At 67.5% G+C, this 18483-nt stretch carries 13 protein-coding genes; 9 read left to right on the forward strand and 4 right to left on the reverse strand.

Annotation, left to right across the window (positions count from 1 at the left end; genetic code table 11):
* The first annotated feature begins 175 nt into the window (after window positions 1–175).
* Both LRX77_RS03975 and LRX77_RS03980 read left to right on the forward strand, forming a co-directional pair.
* Window positions 176–1219 carry an SPFH domain-containing protein gene (locus LRX77_RS03975; RefSeq protein ID WP_231831594.1) on the forward strand — a complete coding sequence of 348 codons (1044 nt, stop codon included), beginning with the start codon at window positions 176–178 and terminating at the stop codon, window positions 1217–1219.
* Window positions 1219–2214, forward strand: coding sequence for an SDR family NAD(P)-dependent oxidoreductase (locus tag LRX77_RS03980; protein WP_231831595.1), 996 nt, complete (start codon window positions 1219–1221; stop codon window positions 2212–2214). Before LRX77_RS03975 ends, LRX77_RS03980 begins: the two co-directional genes overlap by 1 nt.
* Before the next feature lie 10 nt (window positions 2215–2224).
* Here the strand turns inward: LRX77_RS03980 and LRX77_RS03985 are convergent, their stop codons facing one another.
* On the reverse strand, window positions 2225–4480 hold the full coding sequence (locus tag LRX77_RS03985; protein ID WP_231831597.1) for an FAD/NAD(P)-binding protein: 2256 nt from the start codon (window positions 4478–4480) through the stop codon (window positions 2225–2227).
* Between the two features lie 124 nt (window positions 4481–4604).
* Between LRX77_RS03985 and LRX77_RS03990 the strand changes: the two genes are divergently transcribed.
* From LRX77_RS03990 to LRX77_RS10485, 5 genes are all read left to right on the forward strand, one after another.
* Complete coding sequence (locus LRX77_RS03990; RefSeq protein ID WP_231831599.1) at window positions 4605–6260, forward strand: TIGR04028 family ABC transporter substrate-binding protein; 1656 nt, start codon at window positions 4605–4607, stop codon at window positions 6258–6260.
* A gap of 33 nt (window positions 6261–6293) precedes the next feature.
* Window positions 6294–7229 (forward strand): ABC transporter permease, encoded by a 936-nt coding sequence (locus LRX77_RS03995; RefSeq protein ID WP_231831601.1) that lies wholly within the window; start codon window positions 6294–6296, stop codon window positions 7227–7229.
* Window positions 7226–8029, forward strand: a complete 804-nt coding sequence (locus LRX77_RS04000; protein ID WP_231831603.1) for an ABC transporter permease — start codon at window positions 7226–7228, stop codon at window positions 8027–8029. The genes LRX77_RS03995 and LRX77_RS04000 overlap by 4 nt, the downstream gene beginning before the upstream one ends.
* Complete coding sequence (locus tag LRX77_RS04005) at window positions 8026–9765, forward strand: dipeptide ABC transporter ATP-binding protein (RefSeq protein WP_231831605.1); 1740 nt, start codon at window positions 8026–8028, stop codon at window positions 9763–9765. The genes LRX77_RS04000 and LRX77_RS04005 overlap by 4 nt, the downstream gene beginning before the upstream one ends.
* 118 nt (window positions 9766–9883) lie before the next feature.
* Window positions 9884–11326: an alkylhydroperoxidase domain protein gene (locus LRX77_RS10485; RefSeq protein WP_331716130.1), complete on the forward strand. Its 1443-nt coding sequence runs from the start codon at window positions 9884–9886 to the stop codon at window positions 11324–11326.
* A 172-nt stretch (window positions 11327–11498) separates the two neighbouring features.
* Here LRX77_RS10485 and LRX77_RS04020 read toward each other — a convergent pair whose 3' ends face one another.
* Together LRX77_RS04020 and LRX77_RS04025 are read right to left on the reverse strand one after the other, a co-directional pair.
* Window positions 11499–12551 (reverse strand): zinc-dependent alcohol dehydrogenase family protein, encoded by a 1053-nt coding sequence (locus LRX77_RS04020; protein WP_231831607.1) that lies wholly within the window; start codon window positions 12549–12551, stop codon window positions 11499–11501.
* Between the two features lie 150 nt (window positions 12552–12701).
* On the reverse strand, window positions 12702–14720 hold the full coding sequence (locus tag LRX77_RS04025; RefSeq protein ID WP_231831609.1) for a sigma-54-dependent Fis family transcriptional regulator: 2019 nt from the start codon (window positions 14718–14720) through the stop codon (window positions 12702–12704).
* A gap of 417 nt (window positions 14721–15137) precedes the next feature.
* Here LRX77_RS04025 and LRX77_RS04030 point away from each other — a divergent pair, with 417 nt between their 5' ends.
* Window positions 15138–16964, forward strand: coding sequence for a VCBS repeat-containing protein (locus LRX77_RS04030; protein ID WP_231831610.1), 1827 nt, complete (start codon window positions 15138–15140; stop codon window positions 16962–16964).
* A gap of 116 nt (window positions 16965–17080) precedes the next feature.
* Window positions 17081–17209 carry a hypothetical protein gene (locus LRX77_RS10345; protein WP_269453690.1) on the forward strand — a complete coding sequence of 43 codons (129 nt, stop codon included), beginning with the start codon at window positions 17081–17083 and terminating at the stop codon, window positions 17207–17209.
* A 463-nt stretch (window positions 17210–17672) separates the two neighbouring features.
* Here the strand turns inward: LRX77_RS10345 and LRX77_RS04035 are convergent, their stop codons facing one another.
* On the reverse strand, window positions 17673–18425 hold the full coding sequence (locus LRX77_RS04035; protein WP_231831612.1) for a glycosyltransferase family A protein: 753 nt from the start codon (window positions 18423–18425) through the stop codon (window positions 17673–17675).
* Window positions 18426–18483 lie beyond the last annotated feature (58 nt).

Here is an 18483-nt window from a genome sequence, read left to right on the forward strand (position 1 = left end):
TGCGATCTGCGTTCAGCTTACCGGGTGCCGATGGGCGCGCACGATGGGGAGAGTGCACCATCGGCGAGACCCCGGGTGCGGTGTCACCGGGCTTCGATACAATGTGCGCAACCGTGGTCTGCCGCGTCTCGGCGCGAGGCCAGTCATCACCCAAGCCTGAAGGGCAAGTGATCTCATGGGAATCATCGTTCTCGCCGTCGTCATCGTCATTCTGATTCTGCTCGCCTTCGGCACGTTCTTCACCGTGCAGACGCAGAGCAACACCATCATCGAGCGATTCGGGCGGTTCGTGCGCATCGCCAAGCCCGGCCTCAACGTGAAGATTCCCATCATCGAGAAGAAGGCCGGCGTGGTCTCGCTGCGCGTGCAGCAGCTGGATCTGCAGGTCGAGACCAAGACCAAAGACAATGTGTTCGTGCTGGTGCTGGTTTCGGTGCAGTATGCCGTGCTGCCGCAGCGGGTGGCAGACGCCTGGTACCGCCTCGACGACCCCGAGGCGCAGATCAAGAGCTACGTCTTCGATGCCGTGCGGGCCACCGTGCCGAACCTGCAGCTCGACGAGGCGTTCGAGCGAAAAGACGACATCGCGCAGACCGTCGGCGAGGCGCTCGCCGGTGAGATGGGGGAGTTCGGCTACCAGATCATCAAGACGCTGGTCACCGACATCAACCCCGATGCCAGCGTCAAGTCGGCGATGAACCGCATCAACGCCGCGCAGCGCGAACGTGTGGCGGCACAGGATCTCGCCGAAGCCGATCGCATCCGTGTGGTCACCGAGGCGCGCGCCGAGGCCGAGGCGAAGCAGCTGCAGGGTGAGGGCATCGCGAATCAGCGCAAGGCGATCATCGACGGCCTGCACGCCTCGATCGCCGAGCTGCGGCACGAGGGCATCGAAGAGTCTGACGTGATCAACCTCATTCTGCTGACGCAGTACTTCGACACGCTGACCACGCTCGGCCGCAACGGGGCGACCACGGTGCTGCTGCCCGGCACGCCGGGCGGCGTCTCGCAGCTCGGCGACGAGATTCGCACGGCGCTGCTCACGCAGGATGCCGTGCGCGAGGGGCAGGCCGAGCAGCGCGCCGCCCAGAGCCTCGATGAGGCGCGCAATCGCGCGGCCGCACAGCGGCACAGCGTGCAGCGTGACAGCGCACGCCGTGATGGGGGTGAGCGCCGTGATGGCGCACCTCGGTCAGGCGACGAGACGCAGGGTGAGTGATGACCAGCAGCGCAGAGACGACCGGCAGCCCAGAGACCGCAGACAGCAGCGCGCACAACAGCCGTTCACAGATCGGTGGCAGGGCACCCCGCCGCACGGGTGCTCCAGGCGCCGGTGACCGGCCTGTCGCGATCGTCACTGGTGCGACAGGCGGCATGGGGCAACTCATCGTCGCTGACTTGGCTCGAGATCATCGTGTGATCGCGGTCGGGCGTGACCAGGGCATCCTGCGACGGCTCGCCGATGAGCTTGGGGCCGAGCCGTTCACCGCCGACCTCGCCGCAGCCTTCGATGCGAGAGCCGCAGCCGAGATGCGTGATGTTGCAGACGGTGCGACTGCCAGAGAGGCCACCGGCGCATCAGACCGATCTGAGGATGCGGCCAGCGCCGAGGCGACCGGCAGCGGCAGCGAGAGCATGAGAGGTGAACGCGACGCGATCGCTGAGCTGGCGACCGTCGTCGATCGGGTGGATGTCGTGGTGCACGCCGCAGCCATCGCGCGCCGCAACTCGGTGGCTGACGCGCCGGCCGCAGAGTGGCAGCGGCATTTCTCTCTGAACGTCGGCGCACCGGCGGCGCTCACTGCGGCACTGCTGCCAAAACTCAGGACGAGTCACGGAGTCGCCGTGTTCATCAACTCGGGGGCGGGGTCGAATCCGCAGCCGGGCAACGCCGTCTATGCCATGTCGAAACATGCGCTCTTCGGCGTCGTGGACTCTCTGCGCAAAGAAGAGGCGAACACCGGCGTGCGTGTGGCCACGGTGAGCCCGGGCCCGACCGATACGCCGATGCTGCACCTGATGAACCATGACGCCGAAGCTGCGCAGACCCCTTTGGCTGCGGCGAAGCCCGCCTACGAGATCATCGACCCGGTCGAGATCGCTCGCGCCGTGCGCTTCGTCGTCGACGCCGGGCCCACCACGCAGATCACGAATGTCGACGTGCGACCGCGCATCGAGCTCGCTGATCGCAGATCAGACGCCTTCGACGCCTGAGCCCCGACCTCTAGAGCCCCTGCGCCACCAGACTGCGGGCGACGCGGTCGGTCTCGCGCAGCATCGTCGGGTCAGTGCCGGGCATCGGGCTGATCACCGCGTCGCCGAGCAGCTCATTGAGCGGGATGCCCGCCACGTGCACACGCGCATCGAGCGCGCCGTCGGCATGCACGACCAGGCCGGTCGCCACGTCGACTTCGGGGGCGACGCCCGCGAGACGAGTGCCGTCGGCACGGCGCAGCTCGTGCGGGCGCACGCGAGCATCCGCCCGCAGGCCGGCGAGCAGCGGGTCTGCCGAGATGCGCACGTCAGGGGAGTGCATCCACGCATCGATCAGGGTGCGGGCGCGCAGGGGCCTGCCACCAGTGGTGGGTGAGCGCAGCTCGAATGCGGGGCCCGGCTCATCGTGCCCGTCGTCGATCGTCAGCGCGGGGTGCGCCCCGACGAAGTGCACCAGACCGGCGTCGATCAGTGCGAGCAGCTGCCGGCTGCGGAACGCGGGCGGGCCCGACCCGATCATGCCGCCGAAGCTCATCAGGTCGTGATAGCGGCCGCAGCGCGACTCCCACGTGAAGCGCCCCCCGCGACCGAGCACCGACGAGGGTTTGCGTGCGGCGCTGAACGCCCACAGGCCCGCCTTGATCGGGCTGTCCAGGCCGAGCCCCGCCTCGTGCAGATCGCCGACGAGGCGGTCGCCGATCAGCTGCGTGAGCGCCTCGACGGCGGATGCGACATCGCCTTGGTCGACCTGGGTGGCGTCGGCCAGCGGTGCGATCAGACGATCAGGATGGAACCGATCGGCCTCGGCGGGAATCACGGGCGCCAGCGCAGCGTCGAGCGCGGCGAACTCGGCCGGGGTGGTGTCGATCAGCTGGGTGATCTCGGTGAGGTCGACGAGCAGGGCGCCGGGGCGCACCCGAGCGAGCGTGCGGGCGTGAGCCTCATAGGCGTCGCGCACGATCGCTGGCCACACCTCAGCGTCGAAGTCGATGCTGCCGATGAGGCGGTCGCTCTGCGTCTCGGCCGCGGCTTCGCTCTCGAGGCGACGGACGACGGCACCCAGCCGATGCAGGTCGGCCTTGGGCGGCAGCGAGTGGTACTCCGACTTCGGCAGAAAAGGATAGCCGCGGGTCGACGACACCACGAGCTTCGGCTCTGCGCCGCTGGGCCGGTAGGTGAGCCCGGAACGGGTCTCGGGCGTCACGTCGAAGCGCCCGCCGCGTTCGATCGTCAGCAGTGCCATGGCGTCGAAGAATCCCATGCCCGTGCCTCGCACGAGGGCGGTCTCGCCGGCCGGCACGGTCTCGAGCGGCTGGTCGATCGGGTTGTCCGGGGCGATCCAGGTCAGCTCGGGGTGCCGGTGCGTCGCCTCTCGCAGGGCTGCTTCCTCGACGGTGGGCGCGTTGCGCAGCCAGCCGCCCGCGATCACGGTCGCCGTGGCGCGGATGCGCTCGCCGTCGCTGAGTGTGAGAACGTCTGCATCTGCACCGGCATCGTCACCTGCGTCTGCAGCGACGAGCCCAACGACGCGCGCATGATGACGGTGCACCTGCACGTTGCCGGGCAGCCAGGCGAGGGCGACGCCCAGGCACCAGCGAATGTACTCGCCGTAGAGTGCGCGCGTCGGGTTCGACTCGGGGCGCGTGCGGGCCATCTCGTCGAGCACCGGCGACAGCGCGGTCAGATCGGCTGGATGCTCCACCCAGACGCGACGATGCGCTTCAGCGATCTGTGCGAGCTGTTCGCGCTGCAGTGCGTGCGTCGACTGCGCCAGTGATGCGGTGCCCGCCCCGCCGGCATCATGCGCGTGCGCTGCGAACCCGACCGCAGCATCCGCCGACGCGAAGGGGTCGGCCGAGGTGGCGCTCCCGGTCGCGGCAATGCCCGCGCGGCGTGCGGCGTCGAGCGCGAGCAGCACCCACTCGTACATGGTGGGCCCCTCGCGAACCTGCCCCTCGACGGTCGCGCCGGGCTCGGTGAAGAGCGTCACGGCGCCCGCGAGCGTGTTCATGCAGAGCGTGCGGGTCTGATCAGTGCGCCAGATGCGACCGGCGCCCAGCTGCTGGTCGTCGATGAGATGCAGATCGATCGGGGCGGGTGAATGCGCGGGGTGTGCGCTCTGTGCGACGCCGAGCGCCGCGCCCAGGCGCTCGATCAGCGAGACGCCACGCGGCCCGACGCCGATGATGGCGATGGAGCTGCGAGAGGTGGCGGTCGGCCTGGTCTCGACAGGCGTCACAGGGGAGGGGGAATTCGTGGTGAGCACTGAAAAACAATACGCACGCGTCGACGCTGCGCGTCGCACTGTTTCAGTTTGTGACGCGAAAGGTGGCGCGATCGAACGCCGTCGGGTGAACTGTGTTGGTTCCCCCGATCTCAAAGGAGTCACCATGCGCACCTCTCGCCTGCGTCGCGCACTGCTCGCATCAGCTGCAGTCGCCTCATCCGTCGCCCTCTTGGCCGGATGCTCCAGCGGCTCCGGCTCGTCGCAGCCGGTCGGCGACCCCAAGACCGGTGGCACGCTGACTTATCTCGAGCCGCAGACGTTCACAGGCCTCTACCCACCGGCAGCCGGCTTCTACCCCAACGGCGGCATCGTCAACAACATCACTGACCGTCTGCTCTATCAGGATCCCCAGACGCTCGAGCTGAAGCCGTGGATCGCCACAGAGCTTCCCGAGATCAACGCCGACGCCACCGAATACACGTTCAAACTGCGTGAGGGGGTGACCTACTCCGACGGCACGCCGCTCGATGCTGCGAACGTGGTCAAGAACTTCGATCTGTTCGGCAAGGGCGACAAGGCGCGCAAACTGACGGCTTCAGAGCAGATCAACAACTACGATCACGGTGAGGTCGTCGACGCGCACACCGTGAAGTTCCACTTCACCGCGCCGGCACCGGGCTTCGAGCAGGCCACATCGACGCTGAACGCGGGGCTGCTGGCCAACGCCACGCTCGACAAGTCGAATGAGGATTTCGGCCCCGGACACGCCGCCGACATCATCACCTCCGGCCCCTTCGTGGTCTCGGACGAGCAGGTGGGCACCCAGCTCACCTTGAAGGCCCGTGATGACTACAACTGGGCCCCGCCGTCGGCAGAGCACCAGGGGCGTGCGTACCTCGATCAGATCAACTTCGTGCTCGCCGGCGAAGACAGCGTGCGAGTCGGCTCGGTTGTCGCCGGACAGGCAGATGTCGCTCGTCAGATCGAAGCCCCCGATGAGGCGCAGATCACTGGCGCCGGGCTGCAGCTCGTGGCCGCCAGCACAAATGGTGTCAACAACGGGCTGAACTTCCGATTCCGTGATTCGAGACTGAGCGACATCCGCGTGCGCCAGGCGATCATCGCCGGCATCGACCGGCAGGACATCGTCGACTCGCTGTTCACCGGATCGTACCCGTTGGCCACCTCGTCACTGGCGAAGACCGCTGCCGGCTACAAAGATCAGTCGTCGTACTACGTGTACGACCAGGACAAGGCGAAGCAGCTGCTCGACGAGGCCGGCTGGGTGCCGGGCGCTGATGGCATCCGCACCAAAGACGGCCAGCGTCTGTCGCTGACCTTCAACGAGGCGCTGCCGCAGCCTCGCTCGAAAGAGGTCGTGACCAAGATTCAGGAGCAGCTCAAACAGATCGGCATCGAGGTCAGTCTCTATCAGGGTGATCAGGCCGCGCAGACCGCTGCGTCGCTCGATCAGGACACCGTGCAGGTGTACCACTCGATGGTCGGTCGTGCCGACTACGACGTGATCAAGAGCCAGTTCGCCGGCGAGAACCGCAACACGCTGCTGAACCTGAACAAGAGCGACGGCAGCTACGGCGACGCCCACCTCGAGCAGCTGCTGCAGGATGTCGCGTCGAAGCCCACGGCCCCCGAGCGTCAGGCAGCCAGCGAGGCGGTGCAGGACTACCTCAGCGAGCAGGCCTACGTGCTGCCCATCTTCGAAGAGCCACAGGTCTTCGGCCTGCAGTCGTACGTGCAGGGCTTCAAGACCGAGGCCGTGGGCCGTCCCGACTTCTACGGCACCTGGCTGAACAAGTAGAGCTGAACACAGACAAGGGGCGAACCACCTCATATGAGTTACATTCTGCGTCGCGCCGGGCAGTCGCTGCTGGTGCTGCTGGCCGCATACACAGTGGCATTCGTGCTGCTCGCCGCGCTGCCCGGCGACGCCGTGGTGGCCCGCTACGCCAGCCCGGAGCTCGGCCTCTCGCCCGAGCAGTTGGCTGACATCCGGGGATCGTACGGCGCGGACCAGCCCGTCTGGCTGCGCTATCTGACCTCGCTCGGCGGGTTTCTGACCGGTCAGCTCGGCTATTCGGTGCAGACGGGTTCGGCGGTGACGACGATGCTCTCAGAGGCGCTGCCCTCGACGCTGGTGCTCGCGGTGCTGGGGTTCGCCCTTGCCGTGCTGCTGGCCGTGACGATCGCCTTCACCTCGACCTTCGGCGCGTTCGCCTGGCTGCGCCGCATCTTTCGCACCCTGCCACCGCTGTTCGTCTCGGTGCCGGTGTTCTGGATCGGCATCATCCTCATCCAGGTGCTCTCGTTCCAGCTCAAGCTGATTCCGCTGATCGGCGCGAGCGGCCCGCAGGCGCTGGTGATGCCGGTGATCACGCTGTCGATTCCGATCGCCGCGCCGCTCGCACAGGTGCTCATTCGCAGCATCGACGAGGTCAGGGTGCAGCCCTTCGTCACCGTGGTGCGCGCTCGCGGCGCGAGCACCAGCTGGGTGCTCTGGCGCAACGTCGCGAAGAACGCGCTGCTGCCGACCATGACCATCGCCGGCCTGCTCTTCGGCGAGCTGATCGGCGGCGCGGTGGTCACCGAGACCGTCTTCGGCCGCGCGGGCATCGGCCAGATCACCGCCCAGGCGGTCGCCAACCGCGACACTCCGGTGCTGATGGCAGTGGTCATCATCTCGGCCGCCGTGTTCGTCATCATCAACCTGATCGTCGACCTGCTCTACCCGGTCTTCGACGCCCGTCTGCGCAAGGAGGTGCGGTCATGACACGCATCTGGCGCACACCCACGGTGCTGCTCTCGCTGCTGGCGCTGGTCATCGCGGTGCTCTGGGCCGTCATGCCCGGTCTCTTCGCCCCCGGTGACCCGACCGTCGCATCCGGCGTCTCGCTGCAGGCCCCCAGCGCACAGCACTGGTTCGGCACCGACCAGACCGGCCGCGACCTCTACACGCGCGTCGTGCACGGCGCGGTGCAGTCGCTCAGCGGCGCACTGATCGCCGTGCTGGTCGGCCTCGTGGTCGGCAGTCTGATCGGCCTGTTCGCGGGTGCCCGCGGCGGGGCGGTGGATGCGGTGCTCATGCGCGTCGTCGACGTGCTGCTGTCGATTCCCGGTCTGCTGCTGTCGCTCAGCGTGATCATTCTGCTGGGGTTCGGCACGACCAACGCCGCCATCGCCGTCGGCGTCACCTCGGTGGCGACTTTCGCGCGGCTGGCGCGCTCGCAGGTGATGCAGGTGCGCGCGAGCGAATACGTCGAGGCGGCCTACGGCAGCGGCGGCACCTTCGGCACCGTGCTGCTCAGGCACATCCTGCCGAACTCGCTGGCCCCGGTGCTGGCCCTGGCAGCGCTGCAGTTCGGCAGCGCGATTCTGCAGATCTCGACTCTGGGCTTCTTGGGCTACGGCGCTCCGCCGCCCACGCCTGAGTGGGGGCTGCTGATCGCCGAGGGTCGCAACTACGTCGCCACCGCCTGGTGGCTCACCGTGCTGCCCGGCCTCGTGGTGCTGCTGGTCGTGCTCGCCACCAACCGTCTGAGCCAAGCCATTCAGAAGGGAGCGGATCAATGAGCGACCTGCTGAACATCTCTGACCTCGCGGTGCGCTACCGCACCCGCAGCGGGCACATCGACGCCCTGCACGGCATCGACCTCAGCGTGCGCGCCGGCGAGGTGACTGCCGTCGTCGGCGAGTCAGGCTCGGGCAAGTCGACCACAGCGCAGGCTGTGATGGGGCTGCTGCCGACGAATGCCGAGCTGGTGCGCGGCGAGATCACCTTGGGCCCAGATCTGCGGGTGGGTGATCAGGTGAGCATGGACAAACCCGAGGACGGCGCCGAGGTGCGGGCGCAGTCTTCAGTGCTGACCGGTCTCGGGCCGAGAGAGTGGCGTGCCGTGCGCGGTCGCCAGATCGGCCTGATTCCGCAGGATCCGAACAATTCGCTGAACCCGGTCAAGCGCATTGGCGAGACGGTCTCAGAGGCCCTGCGCATTCACCGCTGGAAGGATCGCGACGCTCGCAACCGGCGCGTGTTCGAGCTGCTCGAGCGAGTGGGCATCGACGAGCCCGATCTACGTGCGAAGCAGTACCCGCACGAGCTGAGCGGCGGCATGAAGCAGCGTGTGCTGATCGCCGCCGCCATCGCGCTGCAGCCGCGCCTGATCATCGCCGACGAGCCGACCAGCGCACTCGATGTGACTGTGCAGCAGCGCATTCTCGATCTGCTCGACGAGCTGCGGTCGCAAGACGGCACCGGCATCCTCTTCATCACGCACGACCTCGCCGTCGCGGGTGATCGTGCCGACCAGGTCGTCGTGATGCAGCACGGCGAGGTGCGCGAGCACGGCACGGCCGTGCAGGTGCTCTCGAACCCTCGGCACGCCTACACCCGGCAGCTGCTCGATGACGCGCCGTCGTTCGCGCACATCAGCGAGGCGGCGCACTGGAAGCGCCCGGTCGCGTCGCCGGTCGATTCCGCGGCAGGTGCCGCGGCGGATGCGCCGCTGCTGCGCGTCGAGCACCTGCGGCAGGAGTTCGATCGTGGTCGCGGCAAAGAGCCCTTCATCGCCGTCGACGACGTCTCGTTCGCCGTGCGGGCAGGCACCACGCATGCGCTCGTGGGGGAGTCCGGTTCAGGCAAGACCACGACCGGCCGCAGCATCGCGGGATTCAACGCGCCGACCTCGGGCAGCATCCTCTTCGACGGGGCTGACATCCTCGGGCTCGATCGCAAGGCGCGCCGCCAGCTGCGCCGCGACATCCAGCTCGTCTACCAGAACCCGTACAGCTCGCTCGACCCGAAGCAGACGATCGGTGACATCATCGCTGAGCCGCTGGCCAACTTCGGCGTGGGAGACAAAGCCGCCCGTCGGCGCAGCGCAGTCGAGCAGCTCGACCTGGTGGCGTTGCCACAGGATGCCCTCGAACGCCGACCGCGTGAGCTCAGCGGTGGGCAGCTGCAACGTGTCGCGATCGCGCGGGCGCTCGTGCTCGAACCGAAGCTGATCGTGCTCGACGAGGCGGTGTCGGCACTCGACGTGACGGTGCAGGCCCAGATTCTGCGCCTGCTCACCAAGCTGCAGCGCGAGCTGGCCCTCACGTATGTGTTCATCTCGCACGACCTCGCCGTCGTGCAGCAGATCTCTGACACCGTGAGCGTGCTCAGTCATGGGCGGCAGGTCGAAGTCGGCACCACCGAGCGCATCTTCGCGCACCCCGAGACCGAGTACACGCAGCAGCTCATCGCGGCGATCCCGGGGCGCCGCCTGCCCTTCACGAAGAGCGTTTCACGTGAAACACTCGACTGAGCATCGCCGTGTGACTGACGCGGTTCGGCCAGAGCGCGCCACAACATGACACGGCACCAGGCCAGCGTGTGATCTCATCGCACAGGCACCGCAGCATCCCCCGAGACAAGGAACGATCATGACTGAACCGAACGTCGACATCATCGATCAGCTGGCCGGCATCACCCCGGGCAGCGACCTCGATGAGCTGCGCAGACACCGGCAGCAGGCCCGTGACAATGCGCAGCGCAGCTTTTCGGCTCTGCTCGAGCCCGAGCAGCCCGGCACGTTCGGCTACGACGAGCGCTATGCGGTCGCGACCCTGGTCGCCGGACTGCACGGTTTCGACGAAGCCAGCAGGTTCTATCGCGATCTGCTCTCTGATGCGATCGACGATGAGACCGCGGTCAAGCGGCTGTCGAGCATCATCGACGAGGTCGTGACGAGCAATCGGGTGCAGGGGCCGTTCGGCATCTACCGCGAGCCGCAGCTGGCGAACGAGAATCGCCCCGGCCCTGACCTGCGTCTGACCGACGAGCAGCGTGACGCCCTCGGCGCGCGTCTGTCGGCGGCCTTCGAGCTTGCCCAGATTCTCGTGCTGCACCCGCGTGACTCGCGCCCCGAGATGCTGGTGCCGCTCAGTGAGGCCGGATGGTCGACCACCGACCTGGTCAGCCTGGAGCAGCTCATCGCCTTTCTCGCGTTCCAGCTGCGCAGCGCATGGGGGCTGCGGGCGCTGGCCGGCACTGTTCCGGCACCGGCATCCGCCATCGCGCCCGACGCGGCGCCGGCAGGGTCGGTCGCGACCGACGAGAACGCCGACGTGATCGCGCTCGCCGACGAGGCGCACGCCGCAGCGGTGGATGCCACAGGCGAGCCCGCCCCGCTGCCTGCAGACACGCTGGGCACGGTGGGCACACCAGTGCACATCTACCCGGAGCTCGCCCGCCCGACGCACTTCGTGCAGCACTCGCTCGGCTGGGTGCCCTGGCTCGAGCCGCTCGCCGAAGACGAGCTCACCGATCGGCACCGTGAGGCGCTGGTCGAGGAGATCCGCGCGAAGAACCCATACTTTCGGCTCTTGGTGCGTGACCCGGATGCACTCGAGGCACGCACCCTGACCGATATGGACATCTTCTTCAACGTCGACGACGGCATCGGCCGGGCCGAACGTGAGCTCTCGGCAACGGTGACCTCACGGGTGAACGGCTGCGTCTACTGCGCTTCGGTGCACTCGGCGCGTGCCAGCAAAGAGTCAGAGGCCGCCGGGAATTCGCGCCGGGAAGACGTGCAGCGTCTGCTCGATCGAGGTGTCGGTGCCGGTGCGCTGAACGGGGGAGCGGCCACCGACCTGGGCGACGACCTCTGGAACGCCATCGAGCGTGCGTCTGCGGTGCTGACGCTGAGCCCGCTCGAGTTCGGCGAGGCCGATGTCGACGCGCTGCGATCGGCGGGCCTCGACGACCTGCAGGTGATCGACATCATCAACGGTGCCGCGTTCTTCAACTGGGCGAACCGGCTGATGCTGGGGCTCGGCGAGCCCGAGGTGCCGAAGCGCTTTCTCGGTCAGCACCAGGAGTAGGCGCGGGTTGGGGCAGGGGTAGGAGCGGGCCCCTGCCTCTGCCCCTGCGTCGCCCCTGCCCCTGCGGTCGCTTCTCTCGCCGGCGCGCGAAGACGATGGCTGCCGAATGCAGGTATCCCCGCCCGCCCGCCCGAGCCGGGCGGAGCGGGCGGGGGGATGCCTGCGCCAGGGGTCAGTGAATGAGCACCTTGAGGGCCTTGGTCTCGGCGGCGTTCGCGAAGACGTCGTAGGCCTTCTCGAACTCGTCGAATGAGAACTCGTGGGTGACGAAGTTCTCGACGTCGAGCTTGCCGGCGGCGACGAGGTTGAGCAGCATCTCGAGCGAGGTGGTGTTGACCAGACCCATCGTGATGCCGATGTTCTTCGTCCAGAGCTTCTCCATCGCGATCTCGACCGGCTTGCCGTGCACGCCGATGTTCGCAACGTGGCCGCCGGGGCGCACGATCTCGGTCGCCATCTGCAGAGTCGGGGGAATGCCCACGGCCTCCATGGCCACGTCGACGCCCTCACCGTCGGTGAAGGCCAGCAGCTGCTCCTTCCAGTCGGCGGCCCCGGAGTTCACGCCTGCGGTGGCGCCGAACTCCTTCGCCCGGGCCAGACGGTTGTCGTCGAGGTCGACTGAGATGATCTTCGCAGCGCCCTGCAGACCCGCGGTCGCGACGGCGGCGAGGCCGACCGGGCCCGCACCGATGATGGCGACGGTGTCACCGGGCTTCACCTGCCCGTTCTGCACCCCGATCTCGAAGCCGGTGGGCAGAATGTCGCTGAGCAGAATCGCAGCGCGATCGCTCACGCCGGCGGGAATCTTGTACGACGACGTCTCGGCGTATGGCACGCGCACATACTCGGCCTGCGTTCCATTGATGTAGTGCCCGAACGCCCAGGCGTCGCCCACCGCCCCTTCGTCGCCGAGGCAGTGGCTGAGCAGACCCTTGCGGCAGTTCGCGCAGTGCCCACAGGTGGTCATGCAGCTGAGCAGCAGCCGATCGCCGACCGCGATGCCGCTCACGCCGTCGCCGACCTCGGTGACCACGCCGACGCCCTCGTGTCCGAGCACGGTGCCCGCAGGGGTCTCGGGCACATCGCCCTTCAACACGTGCAGGTCGCTGCCGCAGATCGTGGTCGCCTCCATCTTCACGATCACGTCGGTGGGTTTCTCGATGACCGGATCCGGCACATCCTTCCACTCGCGCACACCCGGACCGCCGTAGACAAGACCCTTCATGATTTCCTCCTCGAGATCATTCGTGCCGCGGGGATGCGGCACCGGACGGGATCGCCGCCCTTGCGATCTCATGCTGGCAGTCGCCGGGCGGCCTTCGAGGCGCCTTCTGACGGGCGCTGTCTCAACCTGAGACAGTGTCCGTGGGAATCCTCAGCTGAGCCCGTACTCCGCGAGCCTGCGATAGATCGTCGCGCGCGAGATGCCGAGCTCGCGGGCTGCGGCAGAGCGGTTGCCGCCGGTGCGGTACAGCATGGTGATGATCGCGATGCGCTCCTGCCGCGCCAACTCGGTGAGTGGGCGCAGCGCCGCGCTGAACGCATGGGGCGGCAGATCGTCGGTCGTGAGCAGACCAGCTGGCCGATGTTCGACGGCGTACCGCAGCGCGTCAGAGAGCTGATGGATGTTGCCCGGCCAATGCCCGTCGGCCAGCGTCTGCAGCGCGGTCGCCGACAGTCGCCTCCCTCTGCCTGGCTGCAGCGCATCGAGCAGGCTCTGGGCGATCGACGGGATGTCGCCGCGACGCTCGCGGAGCGCGGGCACGATGACTGTGCGCGCGATGAACGGCAACAGCGCCGAGAGGGGAGAGGGGTCGTCGCCCGTGACCCGCTCAGCGGTCAGCACGATGCGTCCCGGGTCACCGTGCACGCGAGGCGCTCGCAGGAACCTCTCGAGCTGTGTGCGCGAATGCGCTGGCAGCAGATGCACGTTGCGCAGCACGATCACGGGGTCGCCCAGCGGGTTCTGGCCGCCGTGCGTGAGCGCGTTGAGCATGGCGGGCAGGTCGGTGCAGTGTTCGATCGTCTCGGCACTCACCACGTGCACGTGCAGACGGTGCGCATGGGCGACCTCGTTCACCAGTGAGACCTTGCCGACGCCGATCTCTCCGAGCAGCAGGGTGGCCTCGCCCTTGCGCAGGCTGCTGCCGAGCTCGCGGCGGGCGAGCTGCCAGGCGTTCGACCGGCTGCCGCGGCTCAGACTCACATCGTCGACGAGGGCGGGAGTCTGTGTCGGTCTCGCCTGCGACAGCCCGCGACGCCGCGGAGCCCGGCTCGAGGCCGCGGTATGGGTCAGCCCTGCCGTCTGCTGCCCGTTCTTCTGCGACGCTCGAGTCGGTGGTCTCGACAGGTGCCTGCCTGCCTCGGCTGAAGTCTGAGCATCGGGCAGGTCCCCGCCGTTCGCGGCCGCGCCCATCGGCTCCGCCCAGATCAGCACGCCGTGCGCCGCCTCGCGCTCGAAGCGCACCGTGCTGATGCGCAGCGTGGTGCTGGTGCGCACGGTGCCCACGGCAGGCGCAGGCGACGCAGGGGAGCGCTGGGACGGCCTGTCGCATCCGCCGACGTCGAAGACGAAGCGTGCTCGCCCATGGGCCTCGGTCGCGCGGAACGCCGCTGCGCACAGCTCTGTGCGCTGGGCTGCGGTCAGCAGAGTGCGAGCCTGGTCGCTGTGCGCCGTCATCAGGTCGGTCGCGGCGAGCACGGCGGCTCGAGAGCCAGACGGGATGCTGCGGACGGCTTCTTCGAAGGCGTCGAAGAGCCCGCGTTCGACTGGCGATGCGGCCCGCAGCAGCTCCTGCTCGATTGCGTGTGCTGTCTGCACCGCGACCGTCTGCATCATCTGGCTGGCGTCGCGCACGTCGCAGGTGAGATCGAGCACCCCTTCGAGGCGCTTGGTGATCGGGTGCAGGATGGGCGCGCCGGCGCAGACATAGCGCAGAAAGCGCTCTTGAAAGTGCGCCGCCCCTTCGACATAGATCGGCATGCGGGTCTGGATGACCGTGCCGACCCCGTTGGTGCCGACGAAACCCTCGCTGAAGTCGAAGCCCGGCGCGAGGTCGATGCCGTTGAGCAGGGTGGTCGCGGCGCGTCCGCAGTCGGCGCGGGCCAGCACATGCGAGTGCTCGTCAGAGAGCACGATGCCGACGTCGAGGCTGCCCAGGGAGCGCACGAGCTGGTTCATCGGGTCTCGGGCGCACCGCGAGAGCACGGTGTCGCTGGTGATGGTGACCTGCCGGGTGTCGTCACCGGTGGCGTCGACCCCGGCCTGTGCGGAACGGCGCCACGAACCCGCGATCGGCAGCGGCACAGTGCGGCCGAATTCGGCGGCGGCACGTCGGTCGCGCAGAAAACGAGACCTGGCGCGTGCGAGGTCGTCATTGACTGGTGAGGTCATGTCTCTATTGTCGCCGCGCATGAGTCACTCTGCCAGTGCAGAGTGTCGTTTGCCGAAGAAGGCGATTGACCGGAGAGCACTGGACCGTTGGCCCCAGACATCTCTGGGGCTGGGTGCCGTGGTCGCCCGGCTGCGCTGGCCGACTGCTGCGAGGTCTGGCCGAACGGCTGCTGCTGGTTCACCGCTCTGCTGCGACGCCCCACCTGACGCAGGAGTCATGCGTGTCTTCGTCGCATGGGCCCGCGGGGCGCCGGTCGGGCGGGAGGTCATGCACGCAGTCTGGTCACGACACCTGCGGAGAATTACCTGCTGATAAAGAGTTCGCCCTTGCCAAGGTCATGCTAATCTTTCACGGTTGTGCCCCTGCGTGCGCACAACCTGTACGCGAGATCTCGAACCCCCGTAGAGAGCAGCCCAATGACGAAGACGTCCATTAGCCCAGCACGTTCTCGTGCTCGAACGCTCACGTGTGCCGCACTTGCGGCGGCACTCGGCATCGCCGTGCCCGCAAGCATGCCGCAGGTGGCATACGCCGCGACATCAGCTGCCGAGGTGACCCACGACACGACGATTCTCAGCACTGAATCCACTGGATTCGGCTCGACGATGTCGCAGGTTCGATGCGACGTCAACGGCAACGGTCAGCCAGATCTGGGCATCGGCAACCTCGCAATGTTCGGCTACGACGATGGCGAGCCCAACGCCGCATACGTGCTGCTCGACGGCACGGCGAGCGTCGCGCAGAGCGGCGTATCGGTCACCGACCTCCACCCCGTGCGCATCACTGACAGCGATGCCGACTTGGGCACCGGATCAGATCTTCGCTGCGCCGGCGATGTCAACGGCGACGGCTATGACGATCTCGCCGTGGTGCAGCAGGGCAAGTCGCTCAGCATCGTCTTCGGCGCAGCAGATTTCGGAGACGTGACACTTGGCAGTCTCGGTGAACGTGGCCGAACCGTCACCGGATCGATCACTCGCGCGATCGGCGTGGGCGATGTCGATGGTGACGGGATCGACGAAATCGGCGTCACAGATACGCATGGGCACATCACTGTGCTCAGCGCCGATCATCTGGCGCAGACCAGTGCACTCGACGAGCTGGATGACCCGGTCATTTCGGGCAATCCCGACAGCATCGATCTCGTCTCGGCCGTGTCAGCCGGTGACGCGAACGGTGATGGCCGTGACGATCTGCTGGTCGGGTCGGCCTCGTGGTCGATGCCCGGTGCGCAGGGGTTCGCGACCGGGGTGAACTGGGTGCTGACCGACGTTCGACAGTCTGTGCAGGTGGGGGCAGGCGCGGTGCCCGGCTATCGCATCGAAGGGCCCGGTCGTGGCTATGACCTGTTGGGCGGATCGGCCGTTTCCATCGGAGACATCAACGGCGACGGCTTCGACGATGTGATGCTCGGCGGCGACTCCGACGCGCCGAAGACCGGCAGCGCCGTCGTCGTGCTCGGGTCAGACTCCAACGCCTCAGTCACGACCGACCCCGATGCGACTGAGGGATTCAGTGTGCGCACGGCTGACGTCTCGGGCGTTCAGACTCAGCGCGGCTGGTGGGTCAACGGCATCGCCTCTGACGATCACTTCGGCCATGCGGTCGGCGCCGCACGCATGAAGGACTGGTCGATGCTTCTGATCGGCGGTATGGACGGGTCGCCCAGCGCAGACCTGGACAGCGCCGGCTACGCGGTCGCGCTCGATTCGCGCGCACTGGTGACGGGCAGCCTGCCGACCTCGGCGACCGGTGTGCTGAATACCGCCGATCTTGCGAACGCCGACGGAGCGGTCGCCGGGGCTGCGGTGATCATGGGCACCGGCGCAGGTGAGCATCTCGGCAGGTCGTTCGCAGACCTCACCCAGAACCCTGACCAACAGGGCACCACGGTGCAGTTCGCAATCGGCGCCCCTGCGCTCTTCACCTGGGATGGCACCAGGCCATCCGTGCGTGTGGTGTCGCTCAGGGTCGGGTCTGCGGCCGTGCCGGTCGACCCGACGCCGGTCGAACCGGGACCCACAGATCCAGCGCCCACGAATCCGGCGCAGACGCCCCCGAATGATGCGGCCGACGCGGGCGACGATGCGGCGCCGTCTGAGACGGCAGGCGACACGTCAGACGGCGCGTTGGCGCACACCGGCGAGAACGGGCAGTGGGTATGGGCCTGCATCGGTGCCGCAGGCCTTGCCCTGACGATCGGACTCTCGGTCATGCTGCTGCGGCGTCGCATCGGCGGATAGCGCCTGCTGCCGGCGCCCCGCCCTCGACCCTCGCCGGCGCATCCCCCGGTGCAGACCCCGCCGCATGGTCAGCGGCCGTCGGCGAGTTTGTCGTCGTCGCCGCAGCGCCTGAGGGCTTGATCGAGGCGGTTGCCGGTCTGGCGCTGATCGGCGCGTTCGGCGTGGGTGTGGCGTTTTGGGCGCTCGTGGCCGGGCTGGTCGTGCACGCGCTGCTCGAGCGGCGCGGGGGTACGAACCGGCGCTGACAGTTCGAACTGCGTTCCACTCACTTCTTCAGCCGTATCACGCCTCTCTGACGAACGACGAGGAGTCGATTGGAGTCAGAAATCGAGTGGCCGTCCACAGCCAGATCTGAGCGCGACTGCTCACTACGCACAGAGGTCAACAAGTCGTCGTCCAAGATTTTCCCCACGAGGCTATCCGCGAAGCGCTAATCAATGCCTTGATTCATGGAGATCTGCGCACGCTCCGACTGATTCAAGTGGAACACTCACCTGAGGCTCTGGCCATCAAGTAGCCTGGTCTGCTAGTCGCCGGTGTGACTCCACAGAATATCTTGACCCACGGCTCTAAGGCACGTGACATCTTGAGAGATCTCGTCGGGCGTGAGATCTTGCTACGAGTGTCCGAACAGACGCGAGACACTGCTGTGAAATACGGCGCGGGGCCACGTTTCCCCAAAAGAAAGAAACGCAGCCGGCCAAACGTCTAGCGGCGACGGCTGGTGAGGGCAATCGCGGCGATGGCGACCACGCCGAGCGCGACCGCTCCGATGCGCACGGCTTGGTGCAGAGCGACCTGCTGCTCTTCGGGGGCAGTCGCAGCCTTGGCGACGAAGTCTCGCACACGGGCGTAGCCCTGCTTCGCAATGCGCACTGCACTTTCTGCAGACGGCGCGTCGCCGGCGAGCAGCAGTCGCGGCGCGGCGCCCCCGGTGACGGTGTTCGGCAGCGCGTATACGGGGCCGCGGCTGCTCAGGCGACGAAGCCAGTTCTGCTCGGCGGTCTCGCCGCTGCGCTCGGGAGCACGGTAGTAGCCGAGCACAGCGTGCGACGTTCGTCGATACACGAGCGCGGGAACGGAGCCTGTCAACGAGGCCTCGCCGGCCGGGGCGGAGACGCCCACGGCATCCATCGTCGGGTGCGACTGCAGCCAGTCGGTCGCCGATTCGAGCACGGTCGGCACCCATGACACGTTCTCGGGGTGCACGACGACGAGATCGCCGTGCGATGAGCTGACTCCCACGTTGAGGGCATCTGCTTCATCGGCTGCCTGCGCGACGCCGATGACGCGAGCCTGCAGATTGGCGAGATCGAGCTGATGCTCGAGGTCAGTCTGATTCGATGAGGTCACGACGATGACCTCCATGGGGCGCAGCGTCTGCGCCTCGAGGTCTTTGAGCACGTGACGCAGCCGTGCAGCCTGCCCGCTGGCGGGCACGATCACTGAGACAGAAGCCATATACGTACGATACAGCGCTTGCACGGGTGGTTCTGACCATCGTGGGTGATTGTGAAGA

Source organism: Pseudoclavibacter sp. 13-3 (assembly GCF_021168475.1).
Lineage (GTDB): Bacteria > Actinomycetota > Actinomycetes > Actinomycetales > Microbacteriaceae > Pseudoclavibacter_A.